Source organism: Winogradskyella sp. SYSU M77433 (assembly GCF_029911945.1).
In the GTDB taxonomy this organism is placed as follows: domain Bacteria; phylum Bacteroidota; class Bacteroidia; order Flavobacteriales; family Flavobacteriaceae; genus Winogradskyella.
In genome coordinates, this window is the sequence record NZ_JARYTG010000002.1 from 597,126 (window position 1) to 611,837 (window position 14,712).

14 protein-coding genes are annotated in these 14,712 nt (G+C 32.9%); 12 read left to right on the forward strand and 2 right to left on the reverse strand.

Translation table 11 applies throughout. The annotated features are described in order from the left end of the window. Nucleotides 1-7: 7 nt before the first annotated feature. The 9 genes from QGM60_RS05985 (at nt 8) to QGM60_RS06025 (ending at nt 11,770) form a co-directional block, all read left to right on the forward strand. Nucleotides 8-553, forward strand: a complete 546-nt coding sequence (locus QGM60_RS05985; RefSeq protein WP_281139317.1) for a YceI family protein — start codon at nt 8-10, stop codon at nt 551-553. A 157-nt stretch (nt 554-710) separates the two neighbouring features. Further along, nucleotides 711-2,006, forward strand: coding sequence for a T9SS type A sorting domain-containing protein (locus QGM60_RS05990; protein ID WP_281139318.1), 1,296 nt, complete (start codon nt 711-713; stop codon nt 2,004-2,006). Between the two features lie 211 nt (nt 2,007-2,217). After that, nucleotides 2,218-3,726, forward strand: a complete 1,509-nt coding sequence (locus tag QGM60_RS05995) for a sodium:solute symporter (RefSeq protein WP_281139319.1) — start codon at nt 2,218-2,220, stop codon at nt 3,724-3,726. After that, entirely contained in the window at nt 3,701-5,203 is a 1,503-nt protein-coding gene (locus tag QGM60_RS06000) for a class I adenylate-forming enzyme family protein (RefSeq protein ID WP_281139320.1), read from the forward strand. Before QGM60_RS05995 ends, QGM60_RS06000 begins: the two co-directional genes overlap by 26 nt. A 4-nt stretch (nt 5,204-5,207) precedes the next feature. After that, nucleotides 5,208-6,152, forward strand: coding sequence for an alpha/beta fold hydrolase (locus QGM60_RS06005; RefSeq protein ID WP_281139321.1), 945 nt, complete (start codon nt 5,208-5,210; stop codon nt 6,150-6,152). Between the two features lie 3 nt (nt 6,153-6,155). Continuing rightward, the gene (locus tag QGM60_RS06010) at nt 6,156-7,574 is read left to right on the forward strand and encodes a hypothetical protein (RefSeq protein ID WP_281139322.1); all 1,419 of its coding nucleotides are present in this window, start codon (nt 6,156-6,158) and stop codon (nt 7,572-7,574) included. 155 nt (nt 7,575-7,729) lie between these two features. Next, nucleotides 7,730-10,213: a TonB-dependent receptor gene (locus tag QGM60_RS06015; protein WP_281139323.1), complete on the forward strand. Its 2,484-nt coding sequence runs from the start codon at nt 7,730-7,732 to the stop codon at nt 10,211-10,213. Nucleotides 10,214-10,224: 11 nt separating this feature from the next. After that, on the forward strand, nt 10,225-11,007 hold the full coding sequence (locus QGM60_RS06020; RefSeq protein WP_281139324.1) for an alpha/beta hydrolase: 783 nt from the start codon (nt 10,225-10,227) through the stop codon (nt 11,005-11,007). Then, nucleotides 11,000-11,770 (forward strand): 3-hydroxybutyrate dehydrogenase, encoded by a 771-nt coding sequence (locus QGM60_RS06025; RefSeq protein WP_281139325.1) that lies wholly within the window; start codon nt 11,000-11,002, stop codon nt 11,768-11,770. Before QGM60_RS06020 ends, QGM60_RS06025 begins: the two co-directional genes overlap by 8 nt. A 171-nt stretch (nt 11,771-11,941) precedes the next feature. On the opposite strand, the gene ssb is transcribed toward QGM60_RS06025, so the two are convergent. Next, the gene (gene ssb, locus QGM60_RS06030) at nt 11,942-12,274 is read right to left on the reverse strand and encodes a single-stranded DNA-binding protein (protein ID WP_281139326.1); all 333 of its coding nucleotides are present in this window, start codon (nt 12,272-12,274) and stop codon (nt 11,942-11,944) included. Between the two features lie 235 nt (nt 12,275-12,509). Here ssb and QGM60_RS06035 point away from each other — a divergent pair, with 235 nt between their 5' ends. Next, complete coding sequence (locus QGM60_RS06035; protein WP_281139327.1) at nt 12,510-12,689, forward strand: hypothetical protein; 180 nt, start codon at nt 12,510-12,512, stop codon at nt 12,687-12,689. Here QGM60_RS06035 and QGM60_RS06040 read toward each other — a convergent pair. Beyond that, nucleotides 12,682-12,870, reverse strand: a complete 189-nt coding sequence (locus QGM60_RS06040) for a hypothetical protein (protein ID WP_281139328.1) — start codon at nt 12,868-12,870, stop codon at nt 12,682-12,684. The genes QGM60_RS06035 and QGM60_RS06040 overlap by 8 nt on opposite strands. Nucleotides 12,871-13,075: 205 nt before the next feature. On the opposite strand from QGM60_RS06040, the gene QGM60_RS06045 reads away from it, so the two are divergent. Then, nucleotides 13,076-13,675 carry a hypothetical protein gene (locus QGM60_RS06045; RefSeq protein ID WP_281139329.1) on the forward strand — a complete coding sequence of 200 codons (600 nt, stop codon included), beginning with the start codon at nt 13,076-13,078 and terminating at the stop codon, nt 13,673-13,675. Nucleotides 13,676-13,826: 151 nt separating this feature from the next. Then, nucleotides 13,827-14,624 (forward strand): hypothetical protein, encoded by a 798-nt coding sequence (locus QGM60_RS06050; protein ID WP_281139330.1) that lies wholly within the window; start codon nt 13,827-13,829, stop codon nt 14,622-14,624. The last annotated feature ends 88 nt before the right edge of the window (nt 14,625-14,712 follow it).

The window sequence follows — 14,712 nt, forward strand, 5'->3', positions numbered from 1 at the left end:
AAAAAAGATGAAAAAAATAGCATTATTTATATTCATGCTTATTAGTGTAAGCATTAATAGCCAAAGCAAATACCTCACTAAAACGGGTACTATAAATTTTGAGGCATCCGTCCCTTCATTTGAAGAAGTAGCAGCAAAAAACAATTCTGTTACTGCTATTTTAAATACAGAAAACGGAGAGTTTGCTGCTTTAGCATTGGTCAAAGCATTCCGCTTTAAAAACGCTTTAATGGAAGAACACTTTAATGAAAACTACGTTGAGTCAGATGAATTTCCTAAAGCGATTTTTAAAGGAACTATAAGTGATTTTGATTTTAACAAACTAGGCACAACTCAGAATAAATCTACCATTAACGGCTCTTTGACGTTTCACGGTGTTACTAAAAAAATCGAAATCCCACTAACCATTACTTTGATTGATGGTAAAATTAATATGTCTGGAAACTTCAAAGTTTTAGTCTCCGATTTCGATATAGAAATTCCTAAAATTGTTCAAAACAAATTGTCGAATGAAGTTTTGGTAGACTTTAGTTTTGAACTTTCTAAAAAATAAAAACTTGGTATAAAATACATTCTTAATACAGAAAAATTAAAGTATACTTTCCTTATTTTGCGTGAGTTTAAAAAAACCTTGACATTAAAAACTTCGTAGGTAGTATTTAGAATGTTATGACATACATTGAATCTTTTATTAATCATTAAAACTTAAAATGAAACAACCTTACTTTTTAAAAAACCTTATCTTGGTTTTAACCTTTTTTATTTCAACAATACACGCTTTTAGTCAAAATCAAAATACTAATATCACTTGGGTGGATGTAGATTGGGATGTCTGTCAATACCATCCAACATCCTATTCTCATAAATCATATATTCAAGCACCTGCTCAAGTTTTTCAAAAAAATGCTCAGGGTAGTAGCTGCGGAAATTTTATCGTAAATTATAATGGTTTTACTCCAGATGCAGAAGCTGCATTTCAATTTGCAGTAGATATTTGGGCTGCTTCCATTGTAACCACAATTCCTATAAGAGTATCAGCTAATTTTGGACCTCTAGGTCCTGGCGTTTTAGGAGGTGCAGGACCAGGCGGATTTGTAACTGTGCCTACCTCTGGCTTTCCAGCTAACACGGTTTTCCCTCTAGCCTTAGCAGAGCAATTGACAAATCAAGAAATTATGGATGGATCATTGCCTTCTACTGATATTATTGCGACTTTTAGTAGTACAGCAAATTTCTATTTTGGATTAGATGGAAATACACCGGGAGGACAAGTAGATTTTGTTTCTGTAGTACTACATGAATTGGGCCATGGCTTAGGCATGTTAGGCTTTGCTAGAGTTGATGACGAGACTACACCAACAGAAGGTTTACTAAGAAATAGTGGTTTTGTAAATGTTTGGGATCAGTTTATAGAAAATGGTACACCTGCAGATATTACAAGTTTTACAGATCCTTCGGCAGCATTGTTATCTGAGTTTACTGGCAATAATTTATTCTGTAACGGTCCTATTGCAACGGCTCAAAATGGTAATGTAAAACCTTCAACGTACGCGCCTTTTTCTTTCAGCACAGGGTCTAGTTACAGCCATTGGGATGAAAACACATATCCTCCAGGCAACCTTAATTCTTTAATGACTCCTTTTATTTCACCTGGTGAGGCTATTCATAGTCCAGGCTTAGTAACCTTAGGTTTTATGGAAGATATGGGCTGGTCTATTTGTGGAGGCACTTTAAAAGTGAATGATTTTGATGTAAATTCTTTAAAAATAAGTCCTAATCCATTTACATCTTCAGTTTCCATTAACTTACCTGAAGGTATGGGTGAAAACTTTCAAATTGAAATTATTGACATGAATGGTAGAACCATAAAATCTGTAGAAAAAACAACCAAAAATAACAGTATTGAACTTTCTAATTTAGATGAATTAGATAGCGCTATTTACTTTATGAAAATTATGGATGTAGATGCTGGAATTTCAGTGACTAAAAAATTGATAAAGAATTAGTCCTATTAACAAATAACAAAAGAAAAAGGGTAGCTATCTGAGCTACCCTTTTTCTTTTTATTTAAGTCACACCTAATTAAAACATTGTATTTATTCAATATTTTATAAATTATAATGAAATATTCAAATAGTCACACTATATTTAAATAAAATCATTTATTCTAAATATTGAATTTCATTTTTATTTGTTAGGAAGACATTTTTTTAAAATATGATAGCATCAGACCAATGGGTAACCTACATGTGTATTTTATTAGCAGTATATGCTTTGGTTATTCTCTATTTTGTAATTCGAGGAGCCAAAAAAAATACAGATATAAAAGATTATGCTGTAGGTAATATTGGTTTTCCTGCTTGGGTTGTTGGTCTATCTTTAGCCGCTTCCATGACTAGTGCTGCCACGTTTATAATTAACCCTGGGTTTATTGCACTTTATGGCTTTTCTGGTATTATTTCTTTTGCAATAGTTTTGCCGATTGCTGCTTTTATCTCACTTATAGTGTTCACTAAAGGTTTTGTAAAACAAGGAAATGCCGTAAAAGCCACAACAATGGCACAATGGATTGGTAAACGCTACAACAGTAAAAACTATGCCTTTTTCTTCGGAATAATAGCTTTACTTCTTATAACATTTATTGTACTTATCAATGTTGGATTAACTCAAGTGATCTCAAAAGCATTGAATGCAGAACCTTTCTACGTCTTACTTTCTATTACAGCTTTTGTTTTTGGCTATATGATGTTTGGTGGAGCTAACTCTATGGTTTACACCAATACTATTCAAGCGATAATTATGTTTATTGTGGCGTTGATATTAATTGGTTCGGGTTGGGAATATTTCTCTAGTGGTATTGAAGGCATCGTTGAAAAACTGAATACCATTGATCCTAACTTAACAAAGCCAACAAACGAAAGTAGCTTTCTTTTTAGAGATTACTTTGAAATCATTGTCACCCAAATTGTCATCGGTGTTGCTATTGTTTGCCAACCGCATATAATAACAAAGTCACTATTATTGAAAGATTCTAGCAAGATAAATACCTATTTAGCTAGTGGCATAATATTTATGATTGTTTTCTTTTTAGTGGTTTTAGTAGGGCTTTATGCCAGAATAAGTTTCCCAGATTTTATGGTAAATGGCACAAAACTTAAAATGGATGAAATCATTCCAACTTATGTCGTTACTAAATTCTCTGTTGGCGTTGGACTCATTATTGTTGTTGGCTTAATTTCAGCTGGACTTTCAACATTAGAAAGTTTAATTCAGTCGTTATCAATTACCATTACTTCAGACATTATCGATCCTATTTCAAAAGGGAAAATTGGAAATAAAACCATTATGATTAATAAAATAGTCATTATTGGTCTAGCCATAGTAAGCTTTGTTCTGAGCTGGCAACAAATAAAATCGCCTGATGTGAGCGTTGCTATTTTTGCTCAAAATGGTGTATACGCCTATTTCGCCGCAGCGTTTGTTCCTGTTTTATTTGGTACATTCCTTAAAAATGTTAGTACGCGTTCGGTGTTTATTGCCAGTGTTACGGCTATCATTGTTCATTTCGGAATTTACTATGGTAGACTCACACCTTATATGCAAGAGCCTGTGAATAATCCAGGTGTATCTGCAGCAATAGGAATTGTTTCGTCATTAGTCATAGGATTCGTATTTTACAAACTAGATTTAAATAAACAACGTGATTACGCTAGATTGGATAGTTAAATGGGCAGATTATACGCCAGATAAAATCGCACTTACGTCTTATGACAGTGGGGAGGAATACTCATATAGCGACCTTAACAACTATGCCAACAGATTAGTTGAAAAATTCAAAAAATTAGGTCTTCAAGAAGGAGATAGAATAGCGATTTTAGCCGAACATGGCCTAGAGTACATCGTTCTTTTTATCGCTTGCCAACGATTAGGAATCATCTTAGTACCATTAAATTATAGATTTCCTGTTAGTGAAATTCAGAAGTTAATCTTAGACTGTACTCCTACACTTTTTATCTACAGCTCTAATCATATTGAAAAATTTGAGGAATTAAACATTAGTTCCAAAACTATATTTAACATTAAAGATATTAGACATTTTTACCTTGATGACACCATTTATGTTGAATCTAGAACCTATAAAATAAAAGAAAACAATCCTCTTTTTATCTTTTATACCTCTGGTACAACAGGACGTCCAAAAGGAGTTATTTACACCAATAAAATGTTGTTTTGGAACAGTCTTAACACTTCAATGCAATTGGGTATTACTTTTAGAGATTCTACTATTAATACGCTTCCTCCTTACCATACTTCTGGCTGGAATGTGTTTTTAACTCCATTATTACACAAAGGCGCTCATATTGGTATGCTAGAAAAGTTCGATCCTCAGAAAGTGCTTCATCTCCTAGAAGCTAATAAAACAACGCTATTTATGGCATTACCAACAATGTTGTTGATGATGCAGAAAGATCCTAGTTTTAAAACTATCAGTCTAAAAAAACTACGATATATCATCTCTGGTGGTGAAAAAGTACCACCAGAATTAGTATCACATTGGAAAAACGAAAAAAACATATACATAAGACCTGGTTATGGTTTAACCGAAGCTGGTCCTAGCATTACATCTTTGCACCACAAAATGGCACAGCTAAAACCGAATTCTATAGGCAAACCAAATTTCTATTTAGAAACAAAAATTGTTGACAAAACTGGTAAAACAGTAACTTCTAATACCATTGGTGAACTGTGTATTAAGGGCAATATTGTAACACCAGGCTATTGGAACAATTCTGTAAAAACCAACAATAATATAAAGAGAGGCTGGCTGTTTACTGGCGATTTTGCATTTAGAGACAGTGAAGGCTATCTCTACATTAAAGGACGAAAAAACGATATGTATATTTCTGGAGGAGAAAATATTTATCCTCAAGAAATAGAAACTCATCTTGAAGCTCTAGTTGATATAAAAAAAGCCGTAGTTCTCAGTATTAAAGATGAAAAATGGGGTGAATGTGGCATTGCTTTTGTAACCTCAACTAATAAAGCCTTAACGGCTCAAGATGTAAGAGCACTTCTTAAAGACAGATTGGTAGCTTACAAACATCCTAAATATATCTTTTTCTTAGACGAGATTCCACTAACCAGTATTGGTAAAGTCTCAAGAAAAAAGCTTTTAAAATATTTCAATTCGGTAAAAACCTAAACAAATGAAACAACTAAAATTAGTATTCTTTTTTACACTAATTAGCACCACAATTTTCTCACAGCACCAACAAAAACCTATGAAAGACATACTTTCAGAATACAAATTTAAAACCTATTCTTTAGCGCTAGACAGTCTAACAATAAGTTATATAAAAGAAGGAAAAGGAGAAAAGACCTTATTATTTGTTCACGGTCTTAGTAGTAATTCAGACGCTTGGTCAAAAAACATTCAAAGCCTAAGTGAAAAATATACTTGCATTGCTTTGGATTTGCCTGGCTATGGCAAATCCTCAAAACCTAAAGCCAACTATACTTCAAGCTTTTTTGCCGAAGTAACTCATGATTTTATTGAAAAATTGGGTTTAACAAATGTCATTTTAATTGGGCATTCCATGGGAGGACAAGCAAGTATAAAACTAGCTACACAACATCCTGAAGTTGTAGAAAAATTGATTTTGGTTGCACCTGCTGGTTTAGAACAATTTTCGGAAACCGAAGGAGCCATGATAAAAAGTATCTACACAACAGACATGGTAAAACACACTACAGATGAGCAAATCAGAAAAAACTATGCGCTAAATTTTTATAAGCAACCAGAAGATGTTTCAAAAATGATAGAAGATCGTATCAAAATTAAATCATCATCAGATTTTGAAGAACATTGCGGAGCTATTGTAAAAAGTGTTTCTGGCATGATTGACGATCCTGCTTTTGAAGATTTAAAAAACATCAGCCAACAAACTCTAGTCATCTTTGGGAAAAACGATATGCTTATTCCAAATCGTTATTTTCACCCAACACTAACTGTTGAAAAAGTAGGCAACATAGCACTTGAGGAAATAAAAAATGTGGATTTAAAATACGTTGATGAATCTGGTCATTTTGTTCAGTTTGAAAAACCCAAAGACGTGAACTTGCTCATAGAAGATTTTATAGAAGGTGAATAATTAATGAAACAGAAACTCAAAAAATTTACTGAATTTAGCAAAACCATTCTACCTCATGAGGCCAATTATCTCCAATCTGTAATTCAATTTACAGATGAAGAAAAGCTTCAAATCATAAATCTTTTAATCACCAATGCCTTATCGAAAATTGAATTCAAGGATTTTGACACTTCCATCAATAAGCGAAAATACTCCTACATCAAAGATTGGGTTGAAAAAAAGCTTGCTAGTATTGATGTAGACGCTACCATTGATTGGATAATTACCCTTAAGAAAAAGATTCTTACAGATGCCATAACCTCAACCGAAGAGTTAGAATTCCTTCAATATATTGTTCAGTACAAAACCGTAGAATACAATTTTCAGACTATTTATGATCTTGCCAAGGCATACAAATCTTACCTACTTGTAAGAATGCGCTATAAAGATCATGAAGTCATTGCAGACTTCTTAAACAGTTACGAAGCTGCTTACAAAAATGCCATAGAAATACACGAAAAACTCTACCAAGCCACAACCGAAATTACAAACCAATACACCTTAAATAATAACGAAACCAAGCATTTAGAATCTTGGCTTTACGAGGTTTTTAAAAATGAAAATCTTGATGGTAAAAACAGGTATCAGGCTTTTGTTTTATTAGCTTTCATGTACACCAACTATAATGAAAACGACAAACTACAATCACTCTTCGATTATATAGACATTTATTTCAGCAAAGGTGAAATGTACTCCAGACGTTTGCTGTCCAATTATTATGCGAGTAGAGTTTTATTACATTCTAAACAAAATGAATTCTCGGAAGCTGAATATTACGGTTACTTATCCATAAGGCAAAACAATAACGACACACTAATGTATGTCAATAATTTGGCTGCCATTTTACTTAGAAACAACAAACCTAAACAAGCTTTTGACCTCTTTGAAAATTATAAAGATTTATATAGAGACGTCCATAACTTCCATCAAAAAATAGGGTTTTGTTCTTACCTTATACGAATTCATGCAGAACTAGGTAAATCCGAGCTTGCTGAAGCTACTGCCAAAACGTTCCTAAAAAAATATAAAGATGAAGTACTCCAGCATCGTTGGCATCATTTTTTTACATCTTACATCAATATTTTAATTGCACGAGAAAAATATGAAGAAGTCTTAAAACTATCTTCAAAATTCAACCTTACCGAAAGAGAAAAAGAGCGTTCAAAAAAGATTAATTACGTTCCTAATGTATCGTGGAGCATTTCTCTTTCAAGATACATGGAAGGCAAAATAAATTCTGAACGTTTACTTGATGAAATTAAGGAGCCTTTAAAGCACATTAAACCCAATTTAAATCAAAAACAACTGATGTTTAAGGTTATAGACAAGCTTTCTAACAACCTTCCAGAGGCTTTTTTTAAACTAAAGTCACACATAGAATAAAAGTATTTAAAACATTGATTTTAAATAAATTAAATACTTTTTAAAACATCAAAACCTAAAAAAGTCACATTTTATTACTCTAAAAATCTCATGCTTATTTTTTCTTTTTCATGATAGATTGCCATAGAAAACTAATTAAACAACAAGACTACATTATGAAAAAACTATTTCTATTGCTAACCATCATTGGTTCCTTTGTTGTTGGTGCACAAACCACTGGCAAAATCGAAGGAAAAGTAACCCTTGAAGACGGCATGCCAATGTCTGGTGCAACGGTTTACATTAAAACCTTAGATAAAGGTACTGTTACAGATTTTGACGGTAACTTTATTCTCGATGATATTGAAGAAGGCCTTTATGACGTTTCTATTTCTTACGTAGGTTTTGAAACCGTGATGCAGAGCGTTACAGTTTCTGCGGGTCAAACAACAACCTTAAACACTACTTTAAAAGAAACAGACAGTATGTTAAATGAAGTAATCATTACTTCGAGCAAACAACCTCAAAAAATAACTGATGTACCAGCATCTGTTAGTGTTATTAGAGCTAAGGATATTCAAGAATTCCCTAGTTTTAATATTGGTGAACTAGCTGCCAGACAAAAAGGTGTGGACTTTGTGCGTACTGGTGTTTTAGGAACAGGTATAAACATTAGAGGTTTTAACTCTGCATTCAACTCTAAAAATCTTCAAATAACAGACGATCGTGTATCAATGTTAATTGCTACAGGTTTACCATACGGTTCTTTTTCTACCGTAACAAAAGATGATGTAGAACGTGTTGAAATCTTATTAGGCCCTAACGGAACGCTTTACGGACCTAATGCTCATAATGGTTTAGTAAGTACTATTACAAAAAATCCAAGAACATCAGAAGGTACTACATTTGTTTTTGGTGGAGGTAGTCAAAACGTTATAACAGGAAGGTTTAGACACGCTCAAGTTATAAACGATAAATTATCTTATAAAGTTCATTTTGAAAGAACTGCTGGTAGAGAGTTTCAGTATGTAGATTCTGTATATGTTGGCAACACTGCTTACACAGAAAAGAATTTAGATCGTGATTTTGATGCCTTAAAATACGGAGGAGCTGTTCATTACAAAACAGGAAAAAGCTCTGAATTAATAGGATATTATGGTCATAGTAACAACACTAACTTGGCTGTTACAAATGCTGGTAGAAACCAGATTAAAGATTGGACGCTAGACATCGCACAAGTAAAGTTTGTTTCTAAAAATTTCTTTGCTAATACTTACTACACTTGGAGTAGAACAGACGATACTTACGCTATAAATCAGCGTACACAAAACTATGTGTCATTTATAGAAAATGGTTTTTCGGAAGAAGAGTCTTGGAGCCGAGCTTTGTATGAGCAATGGGTTCCTGCTTTTGGAATTGCTATACCTAGAGGAGCCTTATTTAAAGATGCTTCTGAACGTTTCAATGCAGAAGCACAGTACAATAACAACTGGGATAAGTTTTACCTAACTGTTGGTGCACAATACCAACGTGATATGGCAGATTCAGACGGCACATATCTTTTAGATCAAGATGGACCAATAGAAATCGGACAAACAGGTGTTTACGGACAATTTGAATATAAGTTAGATAACGGATGGAATTTCTTATTAGGACTACGTGCAGATAACCACGATTTATACGGCACTAACTTCTTACCAAAAGCTGCAATTACAAAATCTGTTGATGCCGGAACATTCCGATTAACATACGGAAGAGGTATGGCTGTACCATCAATACTTAACTTAAAAGGAAACTTATTCGGTGGTTTAGTATTAGGAAACGGAGAAGGCTTTACGCTTAGTAACGGAAATACAATAGATGCCTTAGAAGTTGAAACTATCAACTCATTTGAAGCTGGTTTTAAAGGACAATTATCAGATAGATTCTACATTGATGTTAGTGCTTACTACAACATGTCAGAAAACTTTATTAGCCCACTACGTAATATTGCTGATGCAGCAAACAATGTTTATGTAACAGAGATTGGAGGCACGCCAATAGATGAAGTTTCTCCAGGAGCTAGTGCTTCACCTGCTTTATTAACCTATAGTAATTTTGGTAGTGTTGATACTTATGGTATTGATATCGGGTTGAATTATTACTTCTCAGATGCATTAAGAGCTTCACTTAACTACTCATATTTTGGACGTAGTTTAGATACTGACGATTTAGATAATGATGGTAACTTAGATGGTGTAGTTCTTGAAAGTGAGCTACCAATCAACACACCTTCTAATAAATTCAATTTAGGTTTACACTATAATAAAAATAAATTCTACGGAGCTATTTATGGTCGTTGGATAGAAGATTACGATTTCTTCTCAGGAATTAATGTCGCTGCTGAAACTCAAGATTTAGATGGTGATGGCGTAAATGAAATTGTAGAAAATGCTCAAGTTGGAAGAACATGGAACTACGGTCCTTTAGGAGGCTTTGTAGTAGATGCCAATATTGGATATAGCCTAAATGATAATGTCTCTTTTGGTCTTAATGTTACCAACTTATTCGATTCTGAAATGAGAGAGTTCGTAGCATCTCCTGCAATTGGAAGATTGGTGTCTTTCGAACTTAAATACAACGTGAATTTTTTCAAAAACAAAAAGAACTCTACAGATTAAGTTTTAAAATAATGCCAAAAATTAGAGTTAATAATGTAGAGCTATCTTATGAAGATAATGGAAGTGGTAAGGTCTTACTATTACTTCATGGTTTAGGATCTACTAAGAAAGATTGGGACGGTCAAGTCCCATTCTTTTCTAAAAATTATCGTGTTATTACTTTAGACCTTCGTGGTCATGGTGATTCTACAAAACCCAAAGAAGATTACGGTGTCCATTTTATGACCGAAGATGTTAAAGCTTTTTTGGATGCATTAAGCATAACTAAAGCTACTATTGCTGGTTTTTCTATGGGAGGAGCTGTTGCTTTCGACTTTGCCGTAAAACATCCTGACTATTTAGACAATTTGGTTATTGTAAATAGTGGTCCGGATTTTAATAATATGGGGCAAATCGGAGAAGATTTACTCAATGGAAGAACAAAATTCTTGGAAACAAAAGGGCTTGATGCTTTAGCTAAAGAAATTTCGTTTAACATGTTTCCTGAAGATTCCCAAGTTGCATTGCGTAATGAGTTTGAAGCACGTTGCAAACAAAATGACTATGATGCGTATTACAACTCCTTTGTCACTTTGATGGATTGGGGTTTAGGCGAAAAGCTAAAAGACATTAAAACCCGAACGCTGGTTGTAGCTTCAGATATGGATTACACTCCTATTTCTTTCAAGGAAGATTATGTAGAACGTATGTATGATGCCAGATTAGCTGTTATTAAAAACTCAAGACACGGAGTTGTTATAGATCAACCTGAAGCTTTTAATGAAGCTTTACAAAACTTTTTGAACAATGGATAGAGTTGCTCTTATCACAGGAAGCACAAGTGGTATTGGTTTAGGTATTGCCAAGCATTTTGCAAAAGAAGGTTATAACATTATGTTTCATGGTTTGGAAGATAATAGTGCCGACATTGCAAAATCCGTAGGTGATGCTCATGATATCAAAGTAGCTTTTTCTAATGCTAACTTGCTAAAATCCGAAGAGATTGAAGATCTCGTTAGCTCTACAATTAAAGAATTTGGTGCCTTGCATGTTTTGGTTAACAATGCTGGTATTCAATTTGTATCACCAATAGAAGAATTTCCAAATGTAAAATACGAGAATATCATTGCCATTAATATGAATGCGGCCTTTTATGCCTCTAAAGCAGCTTGGCCACAAATGAAATATCAAAAATTTGGTAGAATCATTAATATCTCATCAGTACATGGTTTAAGGGCTTCGGAATATAAAACAGCTTATGTAGCCGCAAAACATGGAGTTATTGGTATGACTAAAGTGATGGCTCTTGAAGGAGCATCGTACAACATTACATGCAATGCTATTTGTCCTGGTTATGTAAAAACACCTTTAGTTGAAGGACAGATAAAAGACCAAGCGAAATCTCATAACATGTCCGAAGATGAAGTTGTAGAAAAAGTAATGCTAAAAAAACAAGCCGTTAAAGATTTTGTGCCTTTAGAAGCGATTGGAGACATGGCTTTATTATTAGCTAAAGATTCTTCAACCACAATTACAGGTACTTCATTTGCGCTAGATGGTGGCTGGAGTGCCCAATAAAAGTATAGTTATAATTTGAGAAGAGTTAGTTAGTTTATTATAGAGATACTTTCAAATTGTAAACAAATTTTGCTAGACATATCTGGCAAAAACATAAAGACATCAGAAGAAAAATTTTAAGTGTTATAAAATTCTTCTGATGTCTATTTTATTTTAAACTCTTCTATGATGTTATTTGCTTAACATCAACAGCTCATTACACACTACTTCGGTAACATAACGTTTCATACCATCTTTATCTTCCCAAGAGCGTGTGGTTAATTTTCCTTCTATAGCAACCTCTTTACCTTTGCTTACAAATTTTTCTACAATTTGTGCTGTTTTTCCCCAAGCTACAATGTTGTGCCATTGGGTATCGGTTACCTTTTCGCCATGGCCGTTTTTGTAACTTTCATTAGTTGCTAGAGAAAACTTAGCAAGCATTTTGCCCGATTCTAGATTAATGATTTCTGGATCTTTTCCTAAATGACCAATCAACTGTACTTTGTTTTTTAATGCGTTCATAATTTCTAAATTTTAATGTTAAACAGTTAATACTATTGAACCTTCAGTGATTCAACATGGCAAAGATGAGAGAGTTGGTAAAAATTAGTCGGTATTTACCTATTTAAATTCATTTGTAAGTGTTTGTTGTCGTTTAAAATTGTCTAAGTAATTGACTGTATTGGCATTTGTTGTATTTTTAGTTGAAATTTAAAAGGTAAGTATATACCTTAGTTGTAAAACATTTAAAAAAACAATGAACACAACTGAATTAGAATACAGTCAAATAAAGAAAAATCTAACTGAAAAACTACTTGAATTAAGCTCTTTAAAAAAAGAAGCTGAAAACAAAGGATTGAAAGTAGAAATAGACTTCGGTTTTACAAATTATTTATGTAATGCCGAATCTGTAAGAGTGTATAAAGAGATTAATTAGACTTTTTTAATTTTGATATTTCGTCTAATAAGATTTTCTGATTTTTCAATATTGCGGTTATTCCTGAATTAATACTTTCTAAAATTACTGCATGGTTATCTACTCTTTTTCCGATTTTAGCTGTGTTATCAGTTGTAGCGGAAATAAGTTTATCTAAATCGTCAAATTGTTTTTGTGTCATAATATAAAAATTTGAACTAAATTTAATAAATAACATCGGACTGGCAATCAAAGCGAAAAATAAAAAACGTTTTACAACACCGTATATAAAAAATAAAGGCTAAAGGTGAAGCCTAAAGTTCACCGCAAAAACAAACAACCACAACGTCCGAAAAGTAATTTCACAAAAACCTTTACTTTTCATACACCGAGACGTTGCTCACAATATGAAAAAACCTTTGAAAAATCTATTTACACTTGGACTTTTATTAATTGGAATTACAGTTTTCGGACAAGAATACGGATTTGATATTCATAATACTTCACTGAACGAATATATCCAAATGGAAAAGAGTTTAGGAAGTGAAAGAATAACTACCAATTCTAATCACGTTTCATTCAGTGGAAACTCACAACCGATTAAATTTCAAAGAACAGAAAAAGTTATTCCTGACTTAATTACTTATTTGTACTTCAAAGAAAAAGATTCTACGATGTCAAAAGTTCTTTATGAATGGGATGTAAGACATTTTGGTGAAGAGGGAGAAAAGCAATCGAAAAGATTTCAAAAGAAACTAATTAGAAAATTTGAAAAATTAGAAAAGCAAATAACAAACCTTTATGGTAAACCGGAATCCAATGGAAACTTATCTGAAATAAAACTCGCAAACCAAAAAGGAGGGTTGAATAGGAATTGTAAGTGGTATCCAGATGACAAAACGGAAATTGAAATGTACGTTGTAGCTTCCAATTATTATGAGAAAAAAGGAATGATTACAATAAAACCGACTCACAGAATTAGACTCTATATTAGAAAACTAAATTAAATACTGTGCACAACATGTATAATCGCAATTACGGCGGATTCGACTGCGTCCGAATCCACTCGGAATTGCTAACGTCTGTGCTTAACCAAAGTTATTAACTTTAAAACCGTAACTGACGGTTATAAGCTACCGTTACCTGCAAGCTAAAAAAATGACAAAAACAGAAAATCAAATAGAGAATACGACAGAAAATATTAAACTTTATTCATCAAAAGCAATAAGCGGAGCAACTTTTTTAGGTGGACCTTTAGCTGCTGGATATTTGATTAGTGAAAATTTCAAAGCATTAAATAAACCAGATGACGGAAGAAAATCATTAATAATTGGAATAGTTACTACAATAATCCTTTTTGGTGGAATATTTATGCTTCCAGAACAAATAATTGATAAAATTCCAAGACAATTAATTCCTCTGATATATACTGGAGTTATTTGGGGAATTGTTGAATGGAAACAAGGAGATATTTTAAAAGCGCATAAAGAAAATAATAATTCCTTTTTTTCAGGTTGGAGAGCGGCTGGAATTGGACTGATATCGTTACTAATAATTGGAATTGGAATATTTGGCTACGCATACCTTGAATCAAGTAATCCCGCTTATGAAATTTATGATACTAAAATTGCCGAATTCTCAAAAAACGAAAATGAATCCTTAACTTTTTATGACAATATTGGGTTCAAAAGTAATTCAACATTGTTATCTGAATTAGATAATAAAGTCATCCCTAAATGGGAAAGGAATATTAAGATAATAAATGAATTAGATAATATTGATGGCTTGCCATCTGATTTATCTGACCAAAATAAAACTCTATTAAAATATTCAGAATTAAGACTTGAAGCATTTTTACTAATCAAAAAAGCAGTTTCCGAGGATACGGACAAATACGATAGTCAACTCAATATGTTGAATATTAAAATTGAGAATGAATTGAAAAAACTGAATTGAAACCAGCAGGTAACAAAGAACTGAGTTAAAAACCAAGCTTTTCTAGTTTAAATTTGACACATAATTTTCATCAAAGGGTAATTTTGAT

Bases quoted from the DNA above. Each gene is read 5' to 3' on its own strand.
- QGM60_RS06015 (WP_281139323.1), top strand. From the start codon at position 7,730: ATGAAAAAACTATTTCTATTGCTAACCATCATTGGTTCCTTTGTTGTT.
- QGM60_RS06050 (WP_281139330.1), top strand. From the start codon at position 13,827: ATGACAAAAACAGAAAATCAAATAGAGAATACGACAGAAAATATTAAA.
- QGM60_RS06025 (WP_281139325.1), top strand. From the start codon at position 11,000: ATGGATAGAGTTGCTCTTATCACAGGAAGCACAAGTGGTATTGGTTTA.
- QGM60_RS06005 (WP_281139321.1), top strand. From the start codon at position 5,208: ATGAAACAACTAAAATTAGTATTCTTTTTTACACTAATTAGCACCACA.
- QGM60_RS06010 (WP_281139322.1), top strand. From the start codon at position 6,156: ATGAAACAGAAACTCAAAAAATTTACTGAATTTAGCAAAACCATTCTA.
- QGM60_RS05995 (WP_281139319.1), top strand. From the start codon at position 2,218: ATGATAGCATCAGACCAATGGGTAACCTACATGTGTATTTTATTAGCA.
- QGM60_RS06035 (WP_281139327.1), top strand. From the start codon at position 12,510: ATGAACACAACTGAATTAGAATACAGTCAAATAAAGAAAAATCTAACT.
- QGM60_RS06045 (WP_281139329.1), top strand. From the start codon at position 13,076: ATGAAAAAACCTTTGAAAAATCTATTTACACTTGGACTTTTATTAATT.
- ssb (WP_281139326.1), bottom strand. From the start codon at position 12,274: ATGAACGCATTAAAAAACAAAGTACAGTTGATTGGTCATTTAGGAAAA.
- QGM60_RS05985 (WP_281139317.1), top strand. From the start codon at position 8: ATGAAAAAAATAGCATTATTTATATTCATGCTTATTAGTGTAAGCATT.
- QGM60_RS06040 (WP_281139328.1), bottom strand. From the start codon at position 12,870: ATGACACAAAAACAATTTGACGATTTAGATAAACTTATTTCCGCTACA.
- QGM60_RS06020 (WP_281139324.1), top strand. From the start codon at position 10,225: ATGCCAAAAATTAGAGTTAATAATGTAGAGCTATCTTATGAAGATAAT.
- QGM60_RS05990 (WP_281139318.1), top strand. From the start codon at position 711: ATGAAACAACCTTACTTTTTAAAAAACCTTATCTTGGTTTTAACCTTT.